Genomic DNA, 19,745 nt, shown 5'->3' on the forward strand with positions numbered 1-19,745 from the left:
GGCAAAAGATAGCGGTAAATCCGCATTACGCAAAATGTATACCGAGCTACTGAGGCCGACCGGTACCTTCTGACCGATTCCCCTCGGAAAATTAAGGCAAAAAATTTTACGAAAAAGGCCGGTAATCGTTTTATTATATAAATCAAAATACTATATTTGGCGCATGAAAAATTTCGCAGCTACCTACTTTAGCTTCTTTTACTTTTACTTTCGTCCCCAAGGTCGAATCGGAGCTGCTTATTGTCTAAGTAAATAACAAAACGAAAGATAAACTTAAAGAGGCCCGGTTCGAAGGAATCGGGCCTTTTTTATTAACTAAAATCGAAGATGGAAAATCACTTACAAACACAGGATTGGGGCTTAGGCCTAAAAGAAAAGCACCTAATCATTGCCGGACCCTGTAGCGCAGAGACTCCTGAGCAAATCGAAAAAATATGTTTGGATATGAAAGAGGCCAACATGGTACCAGACGTATTCCGAGCAGGAATTTGGAAACCAAGAACCCGACCAGGAAGCTTTGAAGGCATTGGAGAGATTGGATTGACCTGGATGGAGATAGTCCGCCATCACCTCAATGTCCCCATCACTACCGAAGTAGGCAACACCGCCCACGTGGAGTCAGCGCTGAAGCATGGCGTGGATATCCTTTGGATTGGGGCCAGAACTACCGTAAATCCCTTTGCCGTGCAGGAAATCGCCGATGCACTAAAGGGCGTGGATATTCCGGTAATGGTGAAAAACCCCATGAATCCTGATTTGGAGCTTTGGCGTGGTGCCTTGGAAAGGCTGCAAACTGTAGGTATCAACAAGCTGGCCGCAATCCACAGAGGATTCAGCGATGCGTACGACAAGCGCTTCCGAAACAAACCCAACTGGTCTATGCCCATGCACTTAAAGCGCATTTGGAAAGGTATGCAGGTGATCAACGATCCCAGCCATATTGTGGGCAACCGGGAGGGATTACTTGAAACCGCCCAACGAGCGGTAAACTTCGGATTGGACGGCTTGATGATCGAAACCCACCACGATCCCGACAATGCGTGGTCTGACGCAAAGCAGCAGGTTACTCCCCGACGTCTACGGGAGATCATTGATTCGATTGATTTCAAAAAACCACTGGAAGCCGAGCAACCTTCCGAAAAACTACAGGATCTACGTAGGGCCGTAGACCATATAGACGACCAACTTCTTGATCTTTTGGCCGAACGTTTTGCCATCATCGATCAGATCGGTGACCACAAGAGGGAGCACAACCTTACTGTGTTTCAGGCAGAACGGTGGAAGGCGGTCATGGACTCCCGCACGCAGAAGGGCATTGAAAAAAACCTTAGCGAGAAGTTTATGAAGGAATTACTTTATTGTATCCATGAGGAATCCGTAAAAAGACAGGAGAAAAAACTTCGGGAGGATGTATCTGTAAAGAAAAGCGTCTAATTTTGACCGGCTCAAAATCGTTCAAAAATTGGAAAAAATCGTTTATTCGTCGCAGATCGAAAAGGACTTAGCGCGGTATCTGAGCACCCGGAAGTATTCCAAACTGGGGGTGATAGCAGACAGCCATACGGTCCAGACCTGTTACCCACTTATTCAGTCATCCCTGCCGGAACATGCCGTATTCGTATTTGACGCAGGGGAGATACACAAAAATCTGGAAACCTGTTCCCAGATATGGCAGTGGATGACTGAACAAGCCTTCGACCGGAAAGCCCTCATCATCAATATTGGAGGGGGAGTAACGGGAGACATGGGAGGCTTCTGCGCCAGCACCTACAAACGAGGGATACGTTTTATCAATATTCCGACTACCCTCCTTTCGCAGGTGGATGCCAGTGTGGGCGGCAAGCTTGGCATAGACTTCATGGGATACAAAAACCACATCGGGGTCTTTACCCAGCCCGAAGCGGTGATTATCAGTGATGTTTTTCTAAAAACGCTTCCGGAAGCCGAACTTCGGTCTGGTTATGCAGAGATCATCAAGCATGGACTCATTGCCAACGCCAACTACTTTGAAAGCTTAAAAACCGAAAACTGGGCATCGCAAAATTGGAAGGACATCATCGAAGTGTCGGTTGGCATCAAGGAATCGGTCGTAAGCCGGGACCCTAAAGAAGAGGGACTTCGAAAAATCCTCAATTTTGGGCACACCATCGGACACGCCGTTGAATCGCATTATTTGGATACGTCCAACCATCTGCTTCATGGAGAAGCGATCGCCGTGGGTATGTTGGCAGAGGCCTTTCTCTCCCAAAAATACCTGCGTTTGAGCCATGATGAACTTCAAAAGATCGAATCCAAGATCCTTGGGGTTTTTGGCAAAGTCAGCATTCCCGAAGACGACTTCGATGCGATCATTTCCCTTTGCTTTCAGGATAAAAAAAACGAAGGTTCCATCCTCAATTTTTCACTACTGACCAAAATCGGCCACTGCGAGTACAATATTGCCGTAGGTAAGGAGGAAATTCTCCAATCACTGCGTTATTACAACGACCTAACTACATGAAGACCATTACCATCCCCCAAAAATCCCGATTTGGAAACGTGGTGATTCCCTTGCCTTCGTCGAAAAGCGAAAGCAACCGTGCCCTTATAATCGATGCATTAACAGAGGGAAAAAATCAGCTTAGCAACCTGGCAGAAGCACGTGATACCCAGACGATGATACGGCTTCTACGCGAAGATCCCGAAATCCTAGATGTACTGGATGCGGGTACCACCATGCGTTTTCTGACTGCGTATGCGGCACTGACCAATCGCAAAAAAACGCTGACCGGGACGCCAAGGATGTGTGAGCGGCCCATTGGTATACTAGTGGATGCGCTTAGGGCGTTGGGTGCTGAGATAGAATACCTGGGCGTAGAGGGCTATCCTCCACTACGAACAAAAGGATTCGAGGCACAACAAACCGAGCACCTCCTAATTCGCGGAGACGTAAGCAGCCAATATATCTCCGCGCTGGTGATGAATGCTCCATTGCTACCAAAAGGGCTAACTCTTGAACTTACAGGTAAGATCGGTTCCAGAACCTATATTGAAATGACATTGGAACTGATGCGGGCATTTGGCGTCCGGTCCACCTTTGAAGGAAACATCATCTCCATCGAGCCCCAACGCTATCAACCCACCCAATTTGCCGTAGAGGGAGATTGGTCGGGTGCAAGTTATTGGTTTAGCTTACTGGCATGTGCCGAAGAGGGAACTTTCTATATCGAGGGGCTGAAACCCAATAGCCTTCAGGGAGATTCCCGGATAGTAGCTATTATGGATAAGCTAGGCGTGCACAGCGAATTTGATGCAAAAGGCGTTAGGCTGACCAAGAAACCGATAGAAGGAATCGCCCATATTGACTTTGCGCATTGTCCGGACATCGCACAGACCGTGGCGGTTACCTGTGCTCTGTTGGGTTGCTCCTGCGATTTCTCCGGACTTGAAAGCCTCCGAATTAAGGAAACCGATCGCATCTATGCGCTACAACAAGAACTGGCGAAATTCAATGCCGATCTCATAGAAGTAGACAGCGAGACGTTTCGGCTAATGCCGGCGAGCAGTCTGCCAAAAAGCATCCGCATTCACACCTACGACGACCATCGGATGGCGATGGCGTTTATGCCACTGATGACCAAAATGGAGGTGGAATTTGAAGACCCCGATGTGGTCAACAAATCCTACCCCAGCTTTTGGAAACATGTGGCGCTGCTCGACGTGCAACTTGTACTGCATTCTTGAGGCAGATACGAAGTTAGGATCCAATGAAGGGGCTGTACTCGGTTTTGTTGCTGGTAATGTCCAATGCCTTTATGACCTTGGCATGGTATGGCCACCTGAAATTCAAGCAGCTCAAGTGGTTTGAAAACTTGGGATTGTTGTCGATAATATTGATCAGTTGGGGAATCGCCCTTTTTGAGTATTTCTTTCAGGTACCCGCCAATCGGTTGGGGTATAAGGAATACGGAGGGCCTTTTTCATTGGTGGAATTAAAAGTACTTCAGGAGGTGATTACCTTGATAGTTTTCATGATTTTCACCTTTCTGTTTTTCAAAAATGAGTCTTTCCGTTGGAATCACCTGGTAGGTTTCGGCTTCCTGGTATTAGCGGTCTATTTTATTTTCAAGAAATGACGTATCTCGTATCATCAAATCGAATATGAACCACGTATTGGACACCAAAAAGCTTAACATCGCCATTCAAGGGGTTCCAGGATCCTTCCATCATCAGGTTGCCCAGCAGTATTTTGGCGAAAACATCGATTTGGGAGGATTTCACACCTTTGAGGAGGTTGCCAAAAGTGTGGAATCCGGCACCGCAGACTACGCGGTCATGGCCATCGAAAACTCCATAGCAGGTGCCATCCTGCCAAACTACGATATCATTGACCGGCATCATTTGTTTGTCTTTGACGAATACTACCTGCCGATTTCGCATAACCTGATCGTCTGGCCAGGACAGTCCATCTCCGATATCAAAGAGGTTCGTTCCCATCCCATGGCCATCCTTCAGTGCAAGGTATTTTTTGCTCAGTATCCTCACATTCGCCTCATCGACGACGTAGATACCGCCTATGTCGCACAGGTAATCGCTGAGCAACACCTAAGGGGCGTGGGAGCAATCGCCAGTCCCAAAGCGGCTGACTACTATGGACTCGAAATAATTGCCTCGGATATACAAACGGTAAAAAATAACTTCACCCGATTTATCCTTTTGCAGCGGGAAAAGCCACAGCTCAAAGAAATCCCGACAAAGGCCTCCTTAAAAATAACCATACAAAATCAAAAAGGAGGGTTGGCCAAATTACTCACCCTGATGAGCGAGCACGACTTGGACTTAACCAAAATCCAATCCATACCGGTGATAAACAAACCGTGGGAATATGCCTTCTTCATTGATACCCTTATCGGCAATTATGACCTGTTCCTTTTGGCCATGGATCAAATCCGGGAAAGCTTTGGGGAAGTAAAGATCCTGGGAGAATATAGAAACCGAAAAGCTTAAATAAAACCAACAAACTCATGAAGGGCTTTTCAAAACGGCTGGGAGAGGTAAAAGAGTATTATTTCTCTACCAAATTGAAAGAGGTACAGCAACTGAGAGAAGCTGGAAACCATGTGATCAATATGGGAATCGGCAGCCCAGATCTGCCCCCTCATCCCTCGGTAATCAACGCACTCAAGATAAGTGCTGAAAACCCAAAGGCCCACGGATACCAATCTTATACGGGTATTGCAGCACTTAGAGCTTCTTTTGCGTCTTTCTACGCACGCCACTACGGGGTATCTTTGGATCCCGAAGGTGAGATCTTGCCATTGATGGGGTCAAAGGAAGGAATCATGCATATTTCCCTGGCATTTTTGGATGAGGGAGACTCCGTTCTCATTCCCAATCCCGGATACCCAACCTACAGCTCGGTAACAAAGCTGTTGAATGCAGATCCGTTGTACTATGACCTAAAAGAAAACACCAACTGGGAACCCGATTGGGAGCAGTTGGAACAGTTCAACCTAGAAAAGGTAAAACTGATGTGGGTAAATTACCCCCACATGCCCACAGGTACCCCCGGAAATACCGCGTTGTTTGAACGACTCGTTGCCTTTGCCCGGAAACACAATATTCTGATCATTAACGACAATCCTTACAGCTTTGTGCTGTATGAGGAACAAAACAGCATCCTATCCGTCGACGGTGCCATGGATTATGCGCTGGAGTTAAACTCACTCAGTAAGAGTTTTAATATCCCGGGCTGGCGGATAGGTATGCTTGCAGGAAAAAAGGATTTTCTCCATGCAGTATTACGCGTGAAAAGCAACATGGACTCGGGCATGTTCCTAGGGCTACAGCATGGAGCCATCGCTGCGTTACAACTCGGGCGGGACTGGTTTGACGAAAACAACCTTATCTACAGTGAACGGCGCATGCTAGTTTGGAAGTTGGCCGAAAAACTGGGGTTACAGCTATTCAAACAACCCGGAGGCATGTTTGTGTGGACGAAAGTTCCAGAAGGAATCAGTGCCTTGGAACTTGTAGACAAGCTCCTGTATGAAAAATTTATCTTTGTTACACCCGGCATTATATTTGGAAGTGCCGGAGAGTCGTTTGTCCGCTTTTCACTATGCGTACCAGAAGAAGATATTGCGGAGGCACTCAGAAGGATCGAAAAAAGTCCGTTACCCTAAGTCGTAAAACCCAAAAGATGGGCACCGGATGTGGCTTTAAGCTTCTGCTGAACATCACAATAACTTGACCTAAAATAAATTAACCATAAAAAAATGAAAAAAATCCATATAATTGGGCTTGGCCTACTGGGAGGTTCTTTTGCCTTGGTAATCAAGAAAAAACGACCTGACTTAATCGTTACGGGATTTGACCAAAGTGCCAAACACCTGGAACAGGCCATTGCGCTCGGCATGATCACAGAGGCAAAAGAACAGCCAGACCCCGATACCGATGTGGTGGTCCTTGCAACTCCCGTAGACACCCTAACCAATCTACTTGAGCAAACGCTTAATCAGACAGGCGACAGGACACTGGTTTTTGACTTTGGATCTACCAAGGAACTCATCTGCGAAAAGATAGGCAGCCATCCCAAGCGGGCAAATTACCTTGCGGTACACCCGATCGCCGGGACGGAAAATTCCGGCCCCAAAGCAGCAGAGATTGGTCTCTTTGATGGCAAGGTGATGATTATCTGTGAAATGGAAAAGACAGATGTTCATTTGAAAGGCATGGCCTACGAGCTTTTTGAGCTGATGAACATGAAACTCCGCTTTATGGATCCTAAAGAGCATGACCTTCATTTGGCCTACGTTTCCCACCTCTCCCATGTCACCTCGTTTATGCTCGGCAAAACAGTATTGGACAAAACAGCAGACGAACGGCATATCTTTGACATGGCGGGCAGCGGTTTTGCTTCTACCGTTCGATTGGCAAAAAGCTCGCCTGCAATGTGGGCACCGATCTTTATTGAAAACCGTAAAAACCTACTTCAGGCCATGGATTCCTATATCGCACACATGCAGGCTTTCCGAGACAAGATTGCCGCGCAGGATTATGAGGGATTGACCGACGAAATGATCGACGCAAATAAAATCAGGGATATTCTGGATTTGGAAAAAGGAAGGTAATTGCCACCCGCTGGATTCAGCATATCCTTCAAAACGAAGCCCCAAGACTGTCTCGCTTACCGGCGATAGGGTCTTGGGGCTTTTTCGATTCGATGAATGCGCGTCTGCGATCTAAAACACGCCTCCGCCACTAGTTAGCTCCAACTTTTGTAAAATACCCTCTTCCTTCATCGTTCTTTCAATAGCTTCCACTGTTTTGGGAACAAAGGCACTGAGGTTTCTATTACCGTCAGCGGTAATCAGAATATTGTCTTCAATTCTGACGCCTATTCTCCACCACTTGGGATCTACATCACTTCCCTCAGGAATGTAGATTCCCGGTTCCACGGTGAGCACCATGCCCGGCTCCAGGATTCCCCTGCCTCCCCTGTCATGTACATCCAGACCCAAGTGGTGGCCGGTACCATGAGGAAAATAAGGATGCTTTTCTCCTGGCTTCACCAATCCCAATTTTACCAATCCCGCATCTATTACCTTTCTTGCGGCCATGTCAATCTCCTTATATTCCGCCCCGACGGTACAGGCTGCAATCCCCGCCTCCAAGGCTTCCAATACAATCTCGTAAATGGCCTTTTCTTCGGGTGAAAAAACACCTTTCACGGGAACCGTTCTGGTAATGTCCCCGGAATATCCTTTGTATTCGGCGCCGACATCCATCAGAATCAATCCTTCCGTCAAATTTTCAACACTGTTTTCTACATAGTGCAAGATGGTCGTATTATTCCCAGCGCCCACAATAGATCCATATCCGATATCTTCCGCACCCATGGCTTTGTGGACAAACTCGTGGACTCCCTGTATTGCCCTTTCCGATACCCCCGGTTTGATGGACTTAAAGGATTCCACGTGCCCTTTTCCCGATATAAGGATTGCCTTTTCCAAAATCACCAGCTCCTCGGCAGTCTTCACAGCACGCAGTGTCGCCATAATCTGATTCAAAGCGGTATGGCCGGGGACTTCTTTGGAGAGGCTCCTACTTTTTAATTTTGAAACCATTTCGTTTAGGGGCGCATTGTGGCTTCCACCCTCAATCGTACCCATGTCAAAGGATAATAAGGGCCCCAAATTGTTCCAATCAATCTGTGGGGAGTTCATGAATTCGGAATGAACATACGCATGTTCAAAACCCAATTTTTCTTTCACACCATCCACTCCTAACCGAACGCCATCCCATTGTTCCTTTCGGGGATCGCGCGGCTGCACGTAGATGATTTCATCCACCTTTGCTCCATCGATCGTCTGCGGCTTTTTGAAAATAATCAAGGCGGCATTTGGTTCCCTAAATCCGGTCAGGTAATAGAAATCAGAGTTTGGGCGATAGCTAAATTCGGTATCATTGGATCTGTTCTTTACGGGATTATTGAAAATAACAGCTACACCATTTTCAGGCAATAAATCCCTAAAGGCCTGCCTTCTTTCTTGGTGGAACTTGGGAGATAGACCATCTGCGAAGTACGATTGGGCGCGAAGATCCATCGATCCTGCAAAAAGAACTACACAAAGTAGTTGAGAAACTATGTTAAAGTTTAACCTCATAATAATACGAATGTTGATTAATTAAGGGGAAAGATACAACCTTAAAAAAAGTGTTCAAAATCCCCTCAGGTGATAATTGCCCACGAGGCTTAAGCCAGCGACTTTGGCCCTATTGGTTAGGCGCGGTAGCTGCCATGCACAATGCTCATGTACTTGCTTCAAGTTGCCTCAAATAGCATGCACATACCCAAAAAAATAAATTACTATTTTGACTGGATTTTGCGAAATTAGTGCGTCTTTCCAAACCTAACTAGGTAGAGCCTCTATGACAGATCTTCGGATAAAATCAGAATACGGCACGCTGAAGTCCGTACTCATGCACCGCCCCGGGAGAGAGATTGACCGCCTCACCCCCTATAACAAGCATCTGCTGCTGTTCGAAGATGTTCCCTATCTAGAGGATATGCAGCGAGAGCATGACTATTTTCGCTCGTTGCTGACACAGGCCACCGGTGCCAAGGTGTATCTGTTGCACGAACTCCTTATGGAGGTGCTTCTGGACAGAAACCTACAGCGTCTGCTACTTACAGAGGGTCTAAAAAAATACCGCTTGGGTCACCTGGTGGATGAGTTTATGGAAAAACTGTCTACCTCGGAATGTGCCACAGCACTCATTGCGGGAATCAAAGTACACGAGGCAAAACGAAAGATGAAGGGCTTACACCTGGAAGAGCTATTGGATTTTGCATACCTGATCCCGCCTATCCCCAACCTGTACTTCCAACGGGATACCGCTTCTATCTGTCCGGGAGGTATGCTGTTTTCCAGCATGCGCAATGAAGAAAGGCAACGGGAAGCAGACCTGGTGAGAGTGGTATTCGAAAATCACCCTCACTTCAAAGGGCAGATTCATCGTGTTTACCCTAGAGACAACCAAAGCAGCCCGCCATGCATCGAGGGTGGAGACCTGATCATCCTGTCTGAAAAAGCCATCGCAGTGGGTGATTCAGAACGGACCGATGAACGCGCCATATATCATCTGGCCAAGCAACTTATCTCCGAGGGTACCATCGAACGGGTTTATAAAGTTCAGCTTCCGAAGAAAAGAAACTTCATGCACCTGGACACGGTATTCACCATCTTGGACGAAAACCTCATACTAACCTATCCCGACGCCTTGGAAGCGGTGGTGCAGACATCCGTGTATACGCTGAAGAGCCGTGACAATGACCAGGTTCACATCAAAAAGACCATCCTACAAGAATCATTGGCAGACATACTACAGCTGGAAATTCCCCATCTTCAAATAATCCACACCGGTAACGGAAATCCAGATTATGCGCTGCGCGAACAATGGTTTGACGGTGCCAACGTGCTAACCATAGCCCCTAGGCGGGTTATCTCCTATAGCCGTAACAAGCATACCAACCGCGCGCTTCGGGATGTAGGGGTCGAAGTTCTTGAAATCCCCTCTTCGGAACTCTCGAGGGGTTTAGGCGGCCCCAGGTGTATGACCATGCCCATCAGCAGGGCAGATTTCTAGGTTCTAAAAGCTGTCAAAAAAGGACCGACGACGGGAAACTTTGAGATCGCGCAGGATATTTGATTTGACCCGTATATCGATGTTGTAGCTGGTAAACCTGCCAAAGGGAACCCAATTGACATTCATCTGCCAGCAGTGCAGATCCCTCGCAATGCCGATCATTGTCTGGGTAATAGTACCCGCCGACACATCAAATCCGGAATTGAAATTGATCTTCCACTTATCCGAAAGGCTGATGTCTCCCGACATGTTCACGGCCTGGGTAATCCTTGCATCTCCACTTGGAGCCCTATTATAACTTAGGTTGTACCCGAAGGTCATGTTCCATGGAATGGACCAATCGATGTACTGGCTGGGGTCATTGGCTATACGGTCGATTTCGTTTTGCACAAATTCCGTCATCTGCCCGCCATTGTTTAGAAAATCATTGGTAAGTTCATCCCGCACCTCGCCCGGGGACTTTTCTGTTCGGCTGGGATTCAGACTCCCATTTAAGTTCATGGTAGCACTTCGTATGGTGCCCAGTCCCTGACCCCGCCTGAATGCAAAATCGTTGATCCTGGAAATCTGCTCTCGGCCGTTGATGTTATAGGTTCCGGTAGCATAGGGATCCAGATTTGCGCTTACAAACACCGAGATTTTATTATCAAAAAGTGAGGTTCTGGTGTTCATATTGATTGGTGCCAGCTGGAAGGAATCTGCGGCAAAATTATAATTGGTAGCGATGTTCAACGTTTGGAGCAAGGGAATCTTTTTTGTTTGAACCTCCGCCGTGTCGCTTTCCATCCTTACTTTGGCTTCCACTACATTTCGGATATTTATGCTCAACGCTTTGGACTCTCCCATGGGTGCACCGCCATACAAAAAGCCTTGGTATCGGGAAAGCCGTTGGCGCCGTCCCGTAGGATCCACCTGTACCTCTTGATAGAAGCCGAATCGGGGGTCTGAAAAGTCGGGAGTAGACGAAAAACCGAAGGTTGGCTGCATATGGTGTCGGATCGCTTCAATTTTTGATCCCTTTCGGAATGTATAGAATCCATAAATGTTGGTTGCCATATCAAAGGAGGCATTGTAAAAGCCTACGCGGTTAAACCCCTGTTCCAAAATCCTGTCCAAGCGGCCTTCCTGGGGATTGTAGTAGTAGTTGATCCGCTCCAGGTACCATAGCTCCGTGAAATTCATGGATGCTGTGCCCGTAAAGAACCTGAACAGCGTGAAATTGGAGGAAATGGGCAGGGTATGCCTGAATCCATTGTCCGCCTCACGCAGCAACTGCGGCATGTTGGCAAAGGTAAATGGCAAAATATCCGGCGCATTGGGCTGACCAAACAGCTCCATATCATTGCGAAGCAAGTTGGGATCCACGCCAAACTCCGGTGTAATCTGGTTATTGATTGAGTTCTGCGCGTTGAAATTCCAGGCGATGTTTAGGGTTTTTAAGGGTTCAAACCGGATGTTACGGAAGGGGTTTTGCCGGTTCATATTGACTGCGACATCCGGTAACAGCAAATTAACTTCATCGGTCACTTGGTTTTGGGAATGCCGAAGGTTTGCAGACATGCTGAAAGGGGTACCTACAAAGGTTTTGCTATAGGCAATGTTGGACGAAAAATCCGAAGTCAAATTCTGTTGGAAGTTTGCCTGCTGCAATACGTTATCATTGTAGGACTTGGTACCGAAGTTGGCAGAGGCAGAAAACCGGGAATTCCCTCTTGATTCAGGGGTATGGTTCCAGCGAAGCCAAAAGGCATCATAGGCGATTTGTGTCTCCGCTGTTTCAGGACTTTGAAATTTTTGAAAATCAACATTAAAACCCCCTCTGTACCGGTACCGCTTGTTATAGACCGAAGCGGTTTTGACACCCCATCCTCCCAAGGAAAACACCTCAGCGGTTACCTTGCTATGGATGTAGTCATTGATGGCAAAGTAATAGCCAAAATCCCGAAGGAAAAAGCCCCTGACCTGCTCCTGTCCATAGGATGGAAACAAGATCCCGGACACCTTCTCGTCCGGCGTATCAGGGATGATACCGAAGGGTAAACCCAAGGGGGTAGGAATGCCATTGAAGTAAAGATTGAAGGGACCGGAAACTACCTGTTTGCCCCGAATGGATTTGATTTTCGAGGATGAAATATGCCAGTGCGGCTCCAATAAATCACATGTAGTATAAAAGCCCTTATTAAGATAAATACTGCCGTCACTTCCCTTTTTTACCGTTTGGCCCCGAAGCAATCCCTCGTCCTGCTGTGTCACCACATCCGAAATGATCGCCTTGCTGGACTTGAAATTATAGCGCATATCCTTGCGAATTTCGTATATGCTTGCTCCTTCCTTAAATACGGGTGTTCCCTGTATCACTCCTGTAGTATCTGCCAATCCGGATGCATAGAGTTCGCTCTTTTCCCAATCAATGACAATATAATCGGCATCCAATCGGATATTTCCATACTCGAACCATGCTTCTTTGTACAAAAAGACTTTATTTTGCGAAAAATCAGAAACAATGCTGTCTTCGGCAAAGTAATTGATAACGGTTTCGATATCACCGATCTGGGCGATCTTGGCAGAATCCACCTCCAAAAGCTCGGGTTCAATCTGAAGAATACTATCGGGAAGGGAGGGGAGTAGCGTATCGGGAAGTGCGGGGGGATTCCCAATCGAATCAGGTACAATCAGCTCGCGTTCTTGGGGTCTTCGGGTAGGCTCTTGTCCCAAAAGGTCTTTATAGAGCAGCATTAGGAGCGTCACCAAGAGAAATACGAGCTTAAGATTATGCACCGTTCCTTTCTGTTTGCTTCAAAAATTTATAAATTTTGCGTAAAGTTAACTTTAATAACGTTTATGGAACGAAGGAGACCGAAAAATATTCTCATTATTTCACTGCTCACTTTGTCGTTGATTTTTACCGGATTTATCCCGACCGGAAAACGAGCCTCGGAATATAAGCTTCGCCGAATCGTCATCGATGCAGGGCATGGAGGTAGGGATCCCGGTACCGTGGGGAAAATTTCGCGAGAAAAAGATATTGCGCTAGCACTGGCCCTGCAACTGGGCAAATACATCAATGATCTATTGCCGGAGGTGGAAGTGATCTACACGAGAAAAACGGATACCTTTATTGAACTGAAAGAGCGGGCAAACATAGCGAACCGAAACAAAGCGGATCTGTTTATTTCCATCCACTGTAATGCTACCTCAGGGAGCCAGGTGTACGGCACCGAGACCTTCGTAATGGGAAACAAAAACTTCAACGCCAACTTTGAGATCGTAAAACGGGAAAATGCCGTTATCCTGTTGGAGGATGATTACGAAGAAAACTACGAGGGTTTTGACCCTTCCTCTCCCGAGTCCTACATGATGTTTAACCTCATGCAGAAAGCGTATTTTGCCAACAGCCTATCCCTTGCTGAAAAGATTGAAAGTGACTTCAAAACAAGGGTAAACCGCTACAGCCGTGGCGTAAAGCAGGCACCTTTTTATGTACTGTGGACTACGAGTATGCCCAGTGTGTTGGTAGAGGTGGGATTTCTCTCCAACCAAAACGAAGAGCGTTATTTAAACAGTAAGGATGGGCAAACCTACATAGCCTCCGGGTTGTTTAGGGCGATAAAGGCCTATAAAGAAGAAATCGAGTCGTTCTGATCAAAAACACCTTTCCAAATCCTCAAATTTTTGATAATTTTAGGTGGTATGTCCTTAGATAAAGCTGGTTGGTACAAGATGGAGACGTATGGGTGAATTAAACGAAAAAGAATTGACTGCACTTGTTTCGCTTCTAGATGACCAAGATCCGGAAGTCAAAGATCACGTACGTGAAAAAATAATCTCTCTTGGAAACGACATTATCCCCTTTTTGGAGAAAAAATGGGAAGACAGCTTTGATCCGGTCATTCAAAAGGAAATAGAGGATCTCGTTCACGAACTTCAGTTCTCGCTGTTAAAGAGCCGTTTGCACACTTGGCGTCAGGACTCAGAACAGGATCTTCTCGAAGGCCTTTGGATTATCAATACCTTTCAATACCCCGAACTGGAATTTGAGACACTGAACGCTTCCATGCATCAGATTTATTTTGATGTATGGACTTCTTTTGATAATCGCCTGACGCCTTACGAGCAGGTACGGACGATCAACAGCGTACTCTTTCACGAGCTGAAATTTGCGGCCAATACAAAAAATTTTCACTCCCCCGGCAATAGCATGTTGAGTATTGTACTGGATTCCAAACGGGGAAATCCAATCAGTCTCTGTTCTGTTTATCTATTGGTGGCCAAAAAGCTTGGCCTGCCAATCTACGGGGTCAATCTTCCAAACCTATTTGTGCTGACGTACAAAACACCCGAATCTACCTTTTATATAAATGCCTTCAACAAAGGCCTCATCTTTACCAGACAGGATATTGTTAATTACCTGGAGCATCTCAAGTTTGAACCGAAGGAAGAATACTTCGAACCCTGCGAAAATGTTGAGATCATCCGAAGAAGCTTGCGCAACCTCAAACTTTCGTTCGAAAAAATAGGGGAACTGGCCAAATCCGAAGAAATACAGGAATTGTTGGATATTCTGGTCTAGGCTGCCTTGGCTACTGTCGGCGAACATTGCAGCCTACAGCCCGGGTAGAAGCTGGGCTGGGACTTTTTCTGGCCACTATGTTCGTAAGCGCTGCTTCGAGGTATTTCATCTGAGCATTGGCGGCCGATTGCGGATTATTGTCTATCGCTCCCTTGTACACGACCGAATACCCCGTGGGACCACTGGCTATTACCACTGCCTCGGGAATCTTTGTTACTCCTAAAAATTGCGTCATTTCCTGGTCTACATCCAACAGATAAGGCATAGTATATCCCTTTACTGTGGCCCGTTCGGCCATCGCTGCTTGACCCTCCGCAGCACCATGACCAGCGTGTGGGTTGACCAGCGCAAAGACAAAATCCTCTGGCGCAAATTCCCTGTATAAAGCGAGGATGCGGTCTTCATACAGCCGGGCATAAGGGCATCCCAAACTCATAAAAATCAGCACAACCGCCTTGGAAGAACGGTGCGGCTTTAGGGAAAACAGCTCACCTGAGACCGCATCGACCAACTCGATATCTGATAATCGTTGGGCAGATGCCGTAAGCACCAACGATAGGAAAATTCCAACAAGAACTGGTTTTCTTAGTGCTTTCATTAGTCTTTTAGTTGGCAAACCACTTGGACAGGATAGCCACACCAAATTTAATCACAAAAATCAGGCTATTTATAGGTCTACGCAGGAATAAAGCTACTATTTACCAAATCGTATACGTAAGTACCATGTCTCCCTCTACCAATACCTGAACTTCATAATGATGGTCAGAGGTACCCGTTCCCGAAATACGCCCTTTGATAACTTGGGAACTGCCATCAAAAGGCTGGAGCAGAATATGCTGTTTCAAGCTAATGCCCTTTCTTCCCTGACATTTAAAGATGGATTCCTTTGCCGACCAGGCGATGGTATGCAAGAGGGTATCCTTACCCAAAAAGCCCATTTCTTCATCCTGAAGATACTTTGGGGCCACCGTAACGGTTTTTTCACGAACCAACTCAAGGTCTATTCCCACAGGCATTTCCCTGTGAAAAATCGCTGCGGCGACGTGACTACAATGTGACAGCGAAACGTGGCCGTACCCATCCATGGAATAGGATTTGCCATGCGGATCTTTGTAAAAGCCAGGATAGGGCAACTGTATCAAATCCAACGCCGATTTAACGGCCAATCGCGCCCCTTTCCACTCCAACCGCTTATCGGGATGACTGATATTGGCATAGGAAAGCTTCTCTCTAAAACTCAAAAAATCCAACACCTCGTCCTTTAGGTCATGAATATTATTGACCGCAAAAGCCGATAAAGGGCTAATTTTTTCTAACTTTGTTTGCATGCGTAATGGTGGGGGTGGTGATAAATTAGGTGCAATATATGTCAAAAATTACAGTTAATAAACTCCATACGCTTTCCGGCCATAATGATTCGATATACGCTTTAACAGAGGGGGTTAACCCTCGATTTTTTTATACCGGAGATGGGGACGGATACGTGGTTGAGTGGGACCTGGATCAGCCCAAAGACGGCAAACTTGTGGCAAAACTTCCGAATTCGGTCTATGCGCTGGCAGTCGAAAAAGCCAGCAAACTACTTGTGATCGGCCATAATTTTGAAGGGATACATGTCATCGACCTGGTGGATAAAAAGGAAATCTGGTCACTAAAATTAACCTCCCACCCTATTTTCGATCTTCAATTTGCCGACGGACTACTTTATGTAGCTACTGGTGACGGCGTACTTATTGTGGTCGATATGGACGAAAGGTCTCCTAGAAAGCATATTAAACTGAGTTCTGCCGCTCTTCGCAGCCTTGCCGTCAACCCAATAAACGGACATTTGGCGGTGGGCTCCTCAGACCACTCCATCACCGTCTTGGAACGTGGTACCCACCACCCGCTTGCGAAATTGGAAAAGCATACCAATTCCGTATTTGCGTTGGGGTATACCCCCGATGGTAATACACTCATCAGTGGCGGAAGGGATGCACACCTTCACACGTGGAACAGTGCCGATTATTCGCTCAAAAATACGATCGTAGCCCACATGTATGCCATTAATTACCTATCTTTTCGGGATGATGGGAGATATTTCGTAACTTGTAGCATGGATAAGTCCATAAAACTATGGGATGCCGAAAGCTATCAGCTGCTTAAGGTCATCGACAAAGGACGCCATGCAGGGCACGGGACTTCGATCAATAAGCTTTTTTGGAGTAGTTATAACCGGCAAGTAGTCGCTGTAAGCGATGATCGAACCGCATCAATCTGGAACATCGAATTTTAGTCTTATGAAGATAACGCCTTTGGATATCCGGCAAAAGACCTTTGAAAAACAAATCAGAGGATATGATAAAGAAGAGGTGTCGGCATTTTTAACCTACCTTTCCCAAGAATGGGAGAAAGTAATGGATGAGAAGAAAATGCTTCAGCTCCAGTTTGAACAGGCAGACAAAGAGGCAAAAAAGCTTCGGGAAATCGAGCAGTCTCTGTTTAAAACGTTGAAAACCGCTGAAGATACGGGCGCCAGCATCATCGAGCATGCGAATGACACCGCAAATCAGATTCTGAAAGAGGCTCAAATGGAGGCTGACTTGCTGATTTCCGACGCGAAAAACATGGCCAAAAATACACGCGAACTGGCGGAATCCAAATCCAAAGGTGTGTTCGAAGACCTGAGGGAGGAAGTATCCTTGCTGTCCAAAGCCTACGAAGAATTGCTCGCGCAACGAGAGCTTCTACTGGGTAACCTCAGAAAACTGGCCCAAGATACGTTGGAAAACATCCGTGTATCCCAAGAGGATTTTCAACAGGTAGACCTTTCGCTCCCTAGCCACCAGGTACGCGAATTACTGGAAAAAGGCAGTTTAGCACTGCAAACCGAAAGCGAAGAATACGAGCCGGAAATGGAACTGATTTTAAAACCCGAGATTCCGGACGTAGAACGCATCTACACGGAGGGTGACGAAGAAACAAAGCCGGACTCTACCGAAGATGCTGTTTCTGACTACGCCGAAACAGAATCCACCGAGTCTTCCATTCAAGGCGAAGAAACAACATCTTCCCAAGCCGATATAGAACCCAAACCGAAAGAGGTTTCCCCAAACCCCTCCAAAAAAGGACACGGCACTGGTTCATTCTTTGATCAATTTAACTAATGGGCAGGGTTTCTCTTGAAGGTATTGAGTTCCACGCTTACCATGGGGTATTTTCTGAGGAAAAGAAATTGGGCAATCGGTTTACCGTCGATATACATGTCTTTACCGATTTCAAAAAGGCCATGGTGGAAGATGACCTAAAAGCCACGGTGGATTATTTCCGGATTTACCAAATCGCCAAATCGCACATGCAGGAACCGGTAAAACTTTTGGAACACCTTGCGCACCTAATGATACAGGATATCTTGGTGGTCTATCCTTCCCTTAGACAGATCGATGTCATCATCAAAAAACATAATCCCGCACTAGGTGGTGTCGTTAACTACTCGGTAGTGGAGGTGAGCTATCCCAACGACTACGATTAGATCTTGCCAAATATTGCACTTCTATTCCGTTCAATTAGGCCAAAGCAGCTTTTCAGGACATGCCTCTCCGCTCGTATCCTTCAATGAACCGATTTCCTTCATGTACACAAAAAACGAAGTGAGTAAAACCAAGCAGGAATTCTGGACCGCATTTGGTTTGTATATGAAACCTGTACCCTCATCTGAAGGAGGCCGCATCCATTGGCAAAACTATAAAACAGGGATAAAAGGCATCTATTTTCGGATGAAAGCAGAACGTGATTTTGCCTCCATTGGGATAGAGATCGTGCATTCCGACCCAGACATACGGCAGTTGCTTTTTGACCAGTTTAAACAATTCGAACGAATCCTGAACTCGACACTTGGGGAATCTTGGGATTGGCAGCTACATGCAGCTGGGGATGCCGGGCAAACCATAAGCAAGATCGAAAAGCGGTTGGAAAGAGTAAACGTAATGGATGAGTCGGAATGGGGAACCATCATTTCGTTTCTAAAACCCCGGATTATAGCATTGGATGACTTCTGGTCAAATATGAAATACGGATTCGAAGGACTTGTATAGGGGCAAGCCGATCAGGCATCATGCCGTTTAGGCAGATCGCTATTCACAAAAGTAAACCCCCGGCTATCACTGCCCTCAAAAAAATCAATATGCATGCCCATGAGAAACATGACATGTTTCTTCTCAATCAAAATCTCCAGTCCCTCCCATTCAAACACCTTGTCCTCCTCCTTGGCTTTGTCAAATCCCAGCATATAAGAAACCCCTCCACATCCACCGCCTTTCACGCCTACCCGGAGCCGGTATTCCCCTGGAATATTTTTGTGGGCGATGATGTTTTTGATTTCATCCAGTGCCTTGGTGGAAATACTTATTGGCATTACCATGACAGATAAATCCCTTTGTTCGTTTAAAGGTTCAAAGATAGACCAGAAAAAACCAATCTGTGTAGTTTGGAAACCCTAGATTTTGGATATTAGAACTTTAATTGGAAACCTGAATGGAAATCGTCACCGATCTTTTAAAAATTTTGCTTCCGGGAGGCCTAGCTGTGTACGGTATGTACATCGTCACCGTGTCTTTCCTGAAAAAAGAATGGGAAAAGCGGGTACTGGAGCTAAAGACGAAAAGCTCCGATACGCTACTTCCCATCCGCCTGCAGGCAGCGGAGCGCCTCTGCCTGCTGCTGGAACGCATCACACCCAACAACCTGGTTCGTAGGGTGAACCAAGGCGGACTTACCGCAATCGAGCTTCATTCCTTGCTAATCAATGAGGTACGGGAAGAATTTAACCATAACCTTTCCCAGCAGGTGTATTTTTCCGAGGAGGCTTGGGAGGATGTTCGAAATTCCGTGGAGCAGGTGATCACATTGGTAAATCGGGCCAACAAAGGGCTGTCCCAAGAAGCACTGGGCATCGAACTCGCCAAAAGGATTTTCCAGCTTTCCCTAGAAAACGAAAACGATGTAATCGCCCGCGCACGCAAAAAAATCAAATCTGAGATACAGGTGTATTTCTAATCTCACCGCT

General features: G+C 46.5%; 20 protein-coding genes. 15 read left to right on the forward strand and 5 right to left on the reverse strand.

Annotation, left to right across the window (positions count from 1 at the left end; all coding sequences use genetic code 11):
* Nucleotides 1-327 precede the first annotated feature (327 nt).
* The 7 genes from ADIS_RS09700 (at nt 328) to ADIS_RS09730 (ending at nt 7,112) form a co-directional block, all read left to right on the forward strand.
* Nucleotides 328-1,434 carry a chorismate mutase gene (locus ADIS_RS09700; RefSeq protein ID WP_010854298.1) on the forward strand — a complete coding sequence of 369 codons (1,107 nt, stop codon included), beginning with the start codon at nt 328-330 and terminating at the stop codon, nt 1,432-1,434.
* A 28-nt stretch (nt 1,435-1,462) separates the two neighbouring features.
* On the forward strand, nt 1,463-2,500 hold the full coding sequence (aroB, locus tag ADIS_RS09705; protein ID WP_010854299.1) for a 3-dehydroquinate synthase: 1,038 nt from the start codon (nt 1,463-1,465) through the stop codon (nt 2,498-2,500).
* Complete coding sequence (locus ADIS_RS09710) at nt 2,497-3,723, forward strand: 3-phosphoshikimate 1-carboxyvinyltransferase (protein WP_010854300.1); 1,227 nt, start codon at nt 2,497-2,499, stop codon at nt 3,721-3,723. The genes aroB and ADIS_RS09710 overlap by 4 nt, the downstream gene beginning before the upstream one ends.
* Before the next feature lie 23 nt (nt 3,724-3,746).
* Nucleotides 3,747-4,115, forward strand: coding sequence for a DMT family protein (locus ADIS_RS09715; protein WP_010854301.1), 369 nt, complete (start codon nt 3,747-3,749; stop codon nt 4,113-4,115).
* A 25-nt stretch (nt 4,116-4,140) separates the two neighbouring features.
* On the forward strand, nt 4,141-4,986 hold the full coding sequence (locus ADIS_RS09720; protein ID WP_010854302.1) for a prephenate dehydratase: 846 nt from the start codon (nt 4,141-4,143) through the stop codon (nt 4,984-4,986).
* Between the two features lie 17 nt (nt 4,987-5,003).
* The gene (locus ADIS_RS09725; protein WP_010854303.1) at nt 5,004-6,164 is read left to right on the forward strand and encodes a pyridoxal phosphate-dependent aminotransferase; all 1,161 of its coding nucleotides are present in this window, start codon (nt 5,004-5,006) and stop codon (nt 6,162-6,164) included.
* A gap of 93 nt (nt 6,165-6,257) precedes the next feature.
* On the forward strand, nt 6,258-7,112 hold the full coding sequence (locus ADIS_RS09730; protein ID WP_010854304.1) for a prephenate dehydrogenase: 855 nt from the start codon (nt 6,258-6,260) through the stop codon (nt 7,110-7,112).
* A gap of 111 nt (nt 7,113-7,223) precedes the next feature.
* Here the strand turns inward: ADIS_RS09730 and ADIS_RS09735 are convergent, their stop codons facing one another.
* Nucleotides 7,224-8,648, reverse strand: a complete 1,425-nt coding sequence (locus tag ADIS_RS09735) for an aminopeptidase P N-terminal domain-containing protein (protein WP_010854305.1) — start codon at nt 8,646-8,648, stop codon at nt 7,224-7,226.
* A gap of 265 nt (nt 8,649-8,913) precedes the next feature.
* Between ADIS_RS09735 and ADIS_RS09740 the strand changes: the two genes are divergently transcribed.
* Nucleotides 8,914-10,131, forward strand: a complete 1,218-nt coding sequence (locus ADIS_RS09740) for an arginine deiminase (protein WP_010854306.1) — start codon at nt 8,914-8,916, stop codon at nt 10,129-10,131.
* 3 nt (nt 10,132-10,134) lie between these two features.
* Here ADIS_RS09740 and ADIS_RS09745 read toward each other — a convergent pair whose 3' ends face one another.
* Nucleotides 10,135-12,867, reverse strand: a complete 2,733-nt coding sequence (locus ADIS_RS09745) for a putative LPS assembly protein LptD (RefSeq protein WP_010854307.1) — start codon at nt 12,865-12,867, stop codon at nt 10,135-10,137.
* Between the two features lie 105 nt (nt 12,868-12,972).
* On the opposite strand from ADIS_RS09745, the gene ADIS_RS09750 reads away from it, so the two are divergent.
* Both ADIS_RS09750 and ADIS_RS09755 read left to right on the forward strand, forming a co-directional pair.
* On the forward strand, nt 12,973-13,773 hold the full coding sequence (locus ADIS_RS09750) for an N-acetylmuramoyl-L-alanine amidase family protein (RefSeq protein WP_010854308.1): 801 nt from the start codon (nt 12,973-12,975) through the stop codon (nt 13,771-13,773).
* A gap of 88 nt (nt 13,774-13,861) precedes the next feature.
* A complete protein-coding gene (locus ADIS_RS09755) occupies nt 13,862-14,701 on the forward strand; it encodes a transglutaminase-like domain-containing protein (protein WP_010854309.1) in 840 nt (279 codons plus the stop codon).
* A gap of 10 nt (nt 14,702-14,711) precedes the next feature.
* On the opposite strand, the gene ADIS_RS09760 is transcribed toward ADIS_RS09755, so the two are convergent.
* Both ADIS_RS09760 and ADIS_RS09765 read right to left on the reverse strand, forming a co-directional pair.
* On the reverse strand, nt 14,712-15,299 hold the full coding sequence (locus ADIS_RS09760) for a redoxin domain-containing protein (RefSeq protein ID WP_010854310.1): 588 nt from the start codon (nt 15,297-15,299) through the stop codon (nt 14,712-14,714).
* A gap of 100 nt (nt 15,300-15,399) precedes the next feature.
* Nucleotides 15,400-16,029, reverse strand: a complete 630-nt coding sequence (locus tag ADIS_RS09765; RefSeq protein WP_010854311.1) for a 4'-phosphopantetheinyl transferase family protein — start codon at nt 16,027-16,029, stop codon at nt 15,400-15,402.
* A gap of 38 nt (nt 16,030-16,067) precedes the next feature.
* Here ADIS_RS09765 and ADIS_RS09770 point away from each other — a divergent pair, with 38 nt between their 5' ends.
* The 4 genes from ADIS_RS09770 to ADIS_RS09785 all read left to right on the forward strand — a co-directional run bounded on the left by ADIS_RS09770 (nt 16,068) and on the right by ADIS_RS09785 (nt 18,774).
* Complete coding sequence (locus ADIS_RS09770; protein ID WP_010854312.1) at nt 16,068-16,976, forward strand: WD40 repeat domain-containing protein; 909 nt, start codon at nt 16,068-16,070, stop codon at nt 16,974-16,976.
* A 4-nt stretch (nt 16,977-16,980) separates the two neighbouring features.
* Nucleotides 16,981-17,847: a DivIVA domain-containing protein gene (locus ADIS_RS09775; protein WP_010854313.1), complete on the forward strand. Its 867-nt coding sequence runs from the start codon at nt 16,981-16,983 to the stop codon at nt 17,845-17,847.
* Nucleotides 17,847-18,212 (forward strand): dihydroneopterin aldolase, encoded by a 366-nt coding sequence (gene folB, locus ADIS_RS09780; protein WP_010854314.1) that lies wholly within the window; start codon nt 17,847-17,849, stop codon nt 18,210-18,212. Before ADIS_RS09775 ends, folB begins: the two co-directional genes overlap by 1 nt.
* Before the next feature lie 100 nt (nt 18,213-18,312).
* Nucleotides 18,313-18,774 carry a DUF4268 domain-containing protein gene (locus ADIS_RS09785; protein ID WP_010854315.1) on the forward strand — a complete coding sequence of 154 codons (462 nt, stop codon included), beginning with the start codon at nt 18,313-18,315 and terminating at the stop codon, nt 18,772-18,774.
* A gap of 11 nt (nt 18,775-18,785) precedes the next feature.
* Here the strand turns inward: ADIS_RS09785 and ADIS_RS09790 are convergent, their stop codons facing one another.
* Nucleotides 18,786-19,100 (reverse strand): HesB/IscA family protein, encoded by a 315-nt coding sequence (locus tag ADIS_RS09790; protein WP_010854316.1) that lies wholly within the window; start codon nt 19,098-19,100, stop codon nt 18,786-18,788.
* A gap of 113 nt (nt 19,101-19,213) precedes the next feature.
* Here ADIS_RS09790 and ADIS_RS09795 point away from each other — a divergent pair, with 113 nt between their 5' ends.
* Nucleotides 19,214-19,735, forward strand: a complete 522-nt coding sequence (locus ADIS_RS09795; RefSeq protein WP_010854317.1) for a DUF7935 family protein — start codon at nt 19,214-19,216, stop codon at nt 19,733-19,735.
* The last annotated feature ends 10 nt before the right edge of the window (nt 19,736-19,745 follow it).

The sequence above is a fragment of the Lunatimonas lonarensis genome (assembly GCF_000390185.1).
GTDB classification, from domain to species: Bacteria; Bacteroidota; Bacteroidia; order Cytophagales; family Cyclobacteriaceae; genus Lunatimonas; species Lunatimonas lonarensis.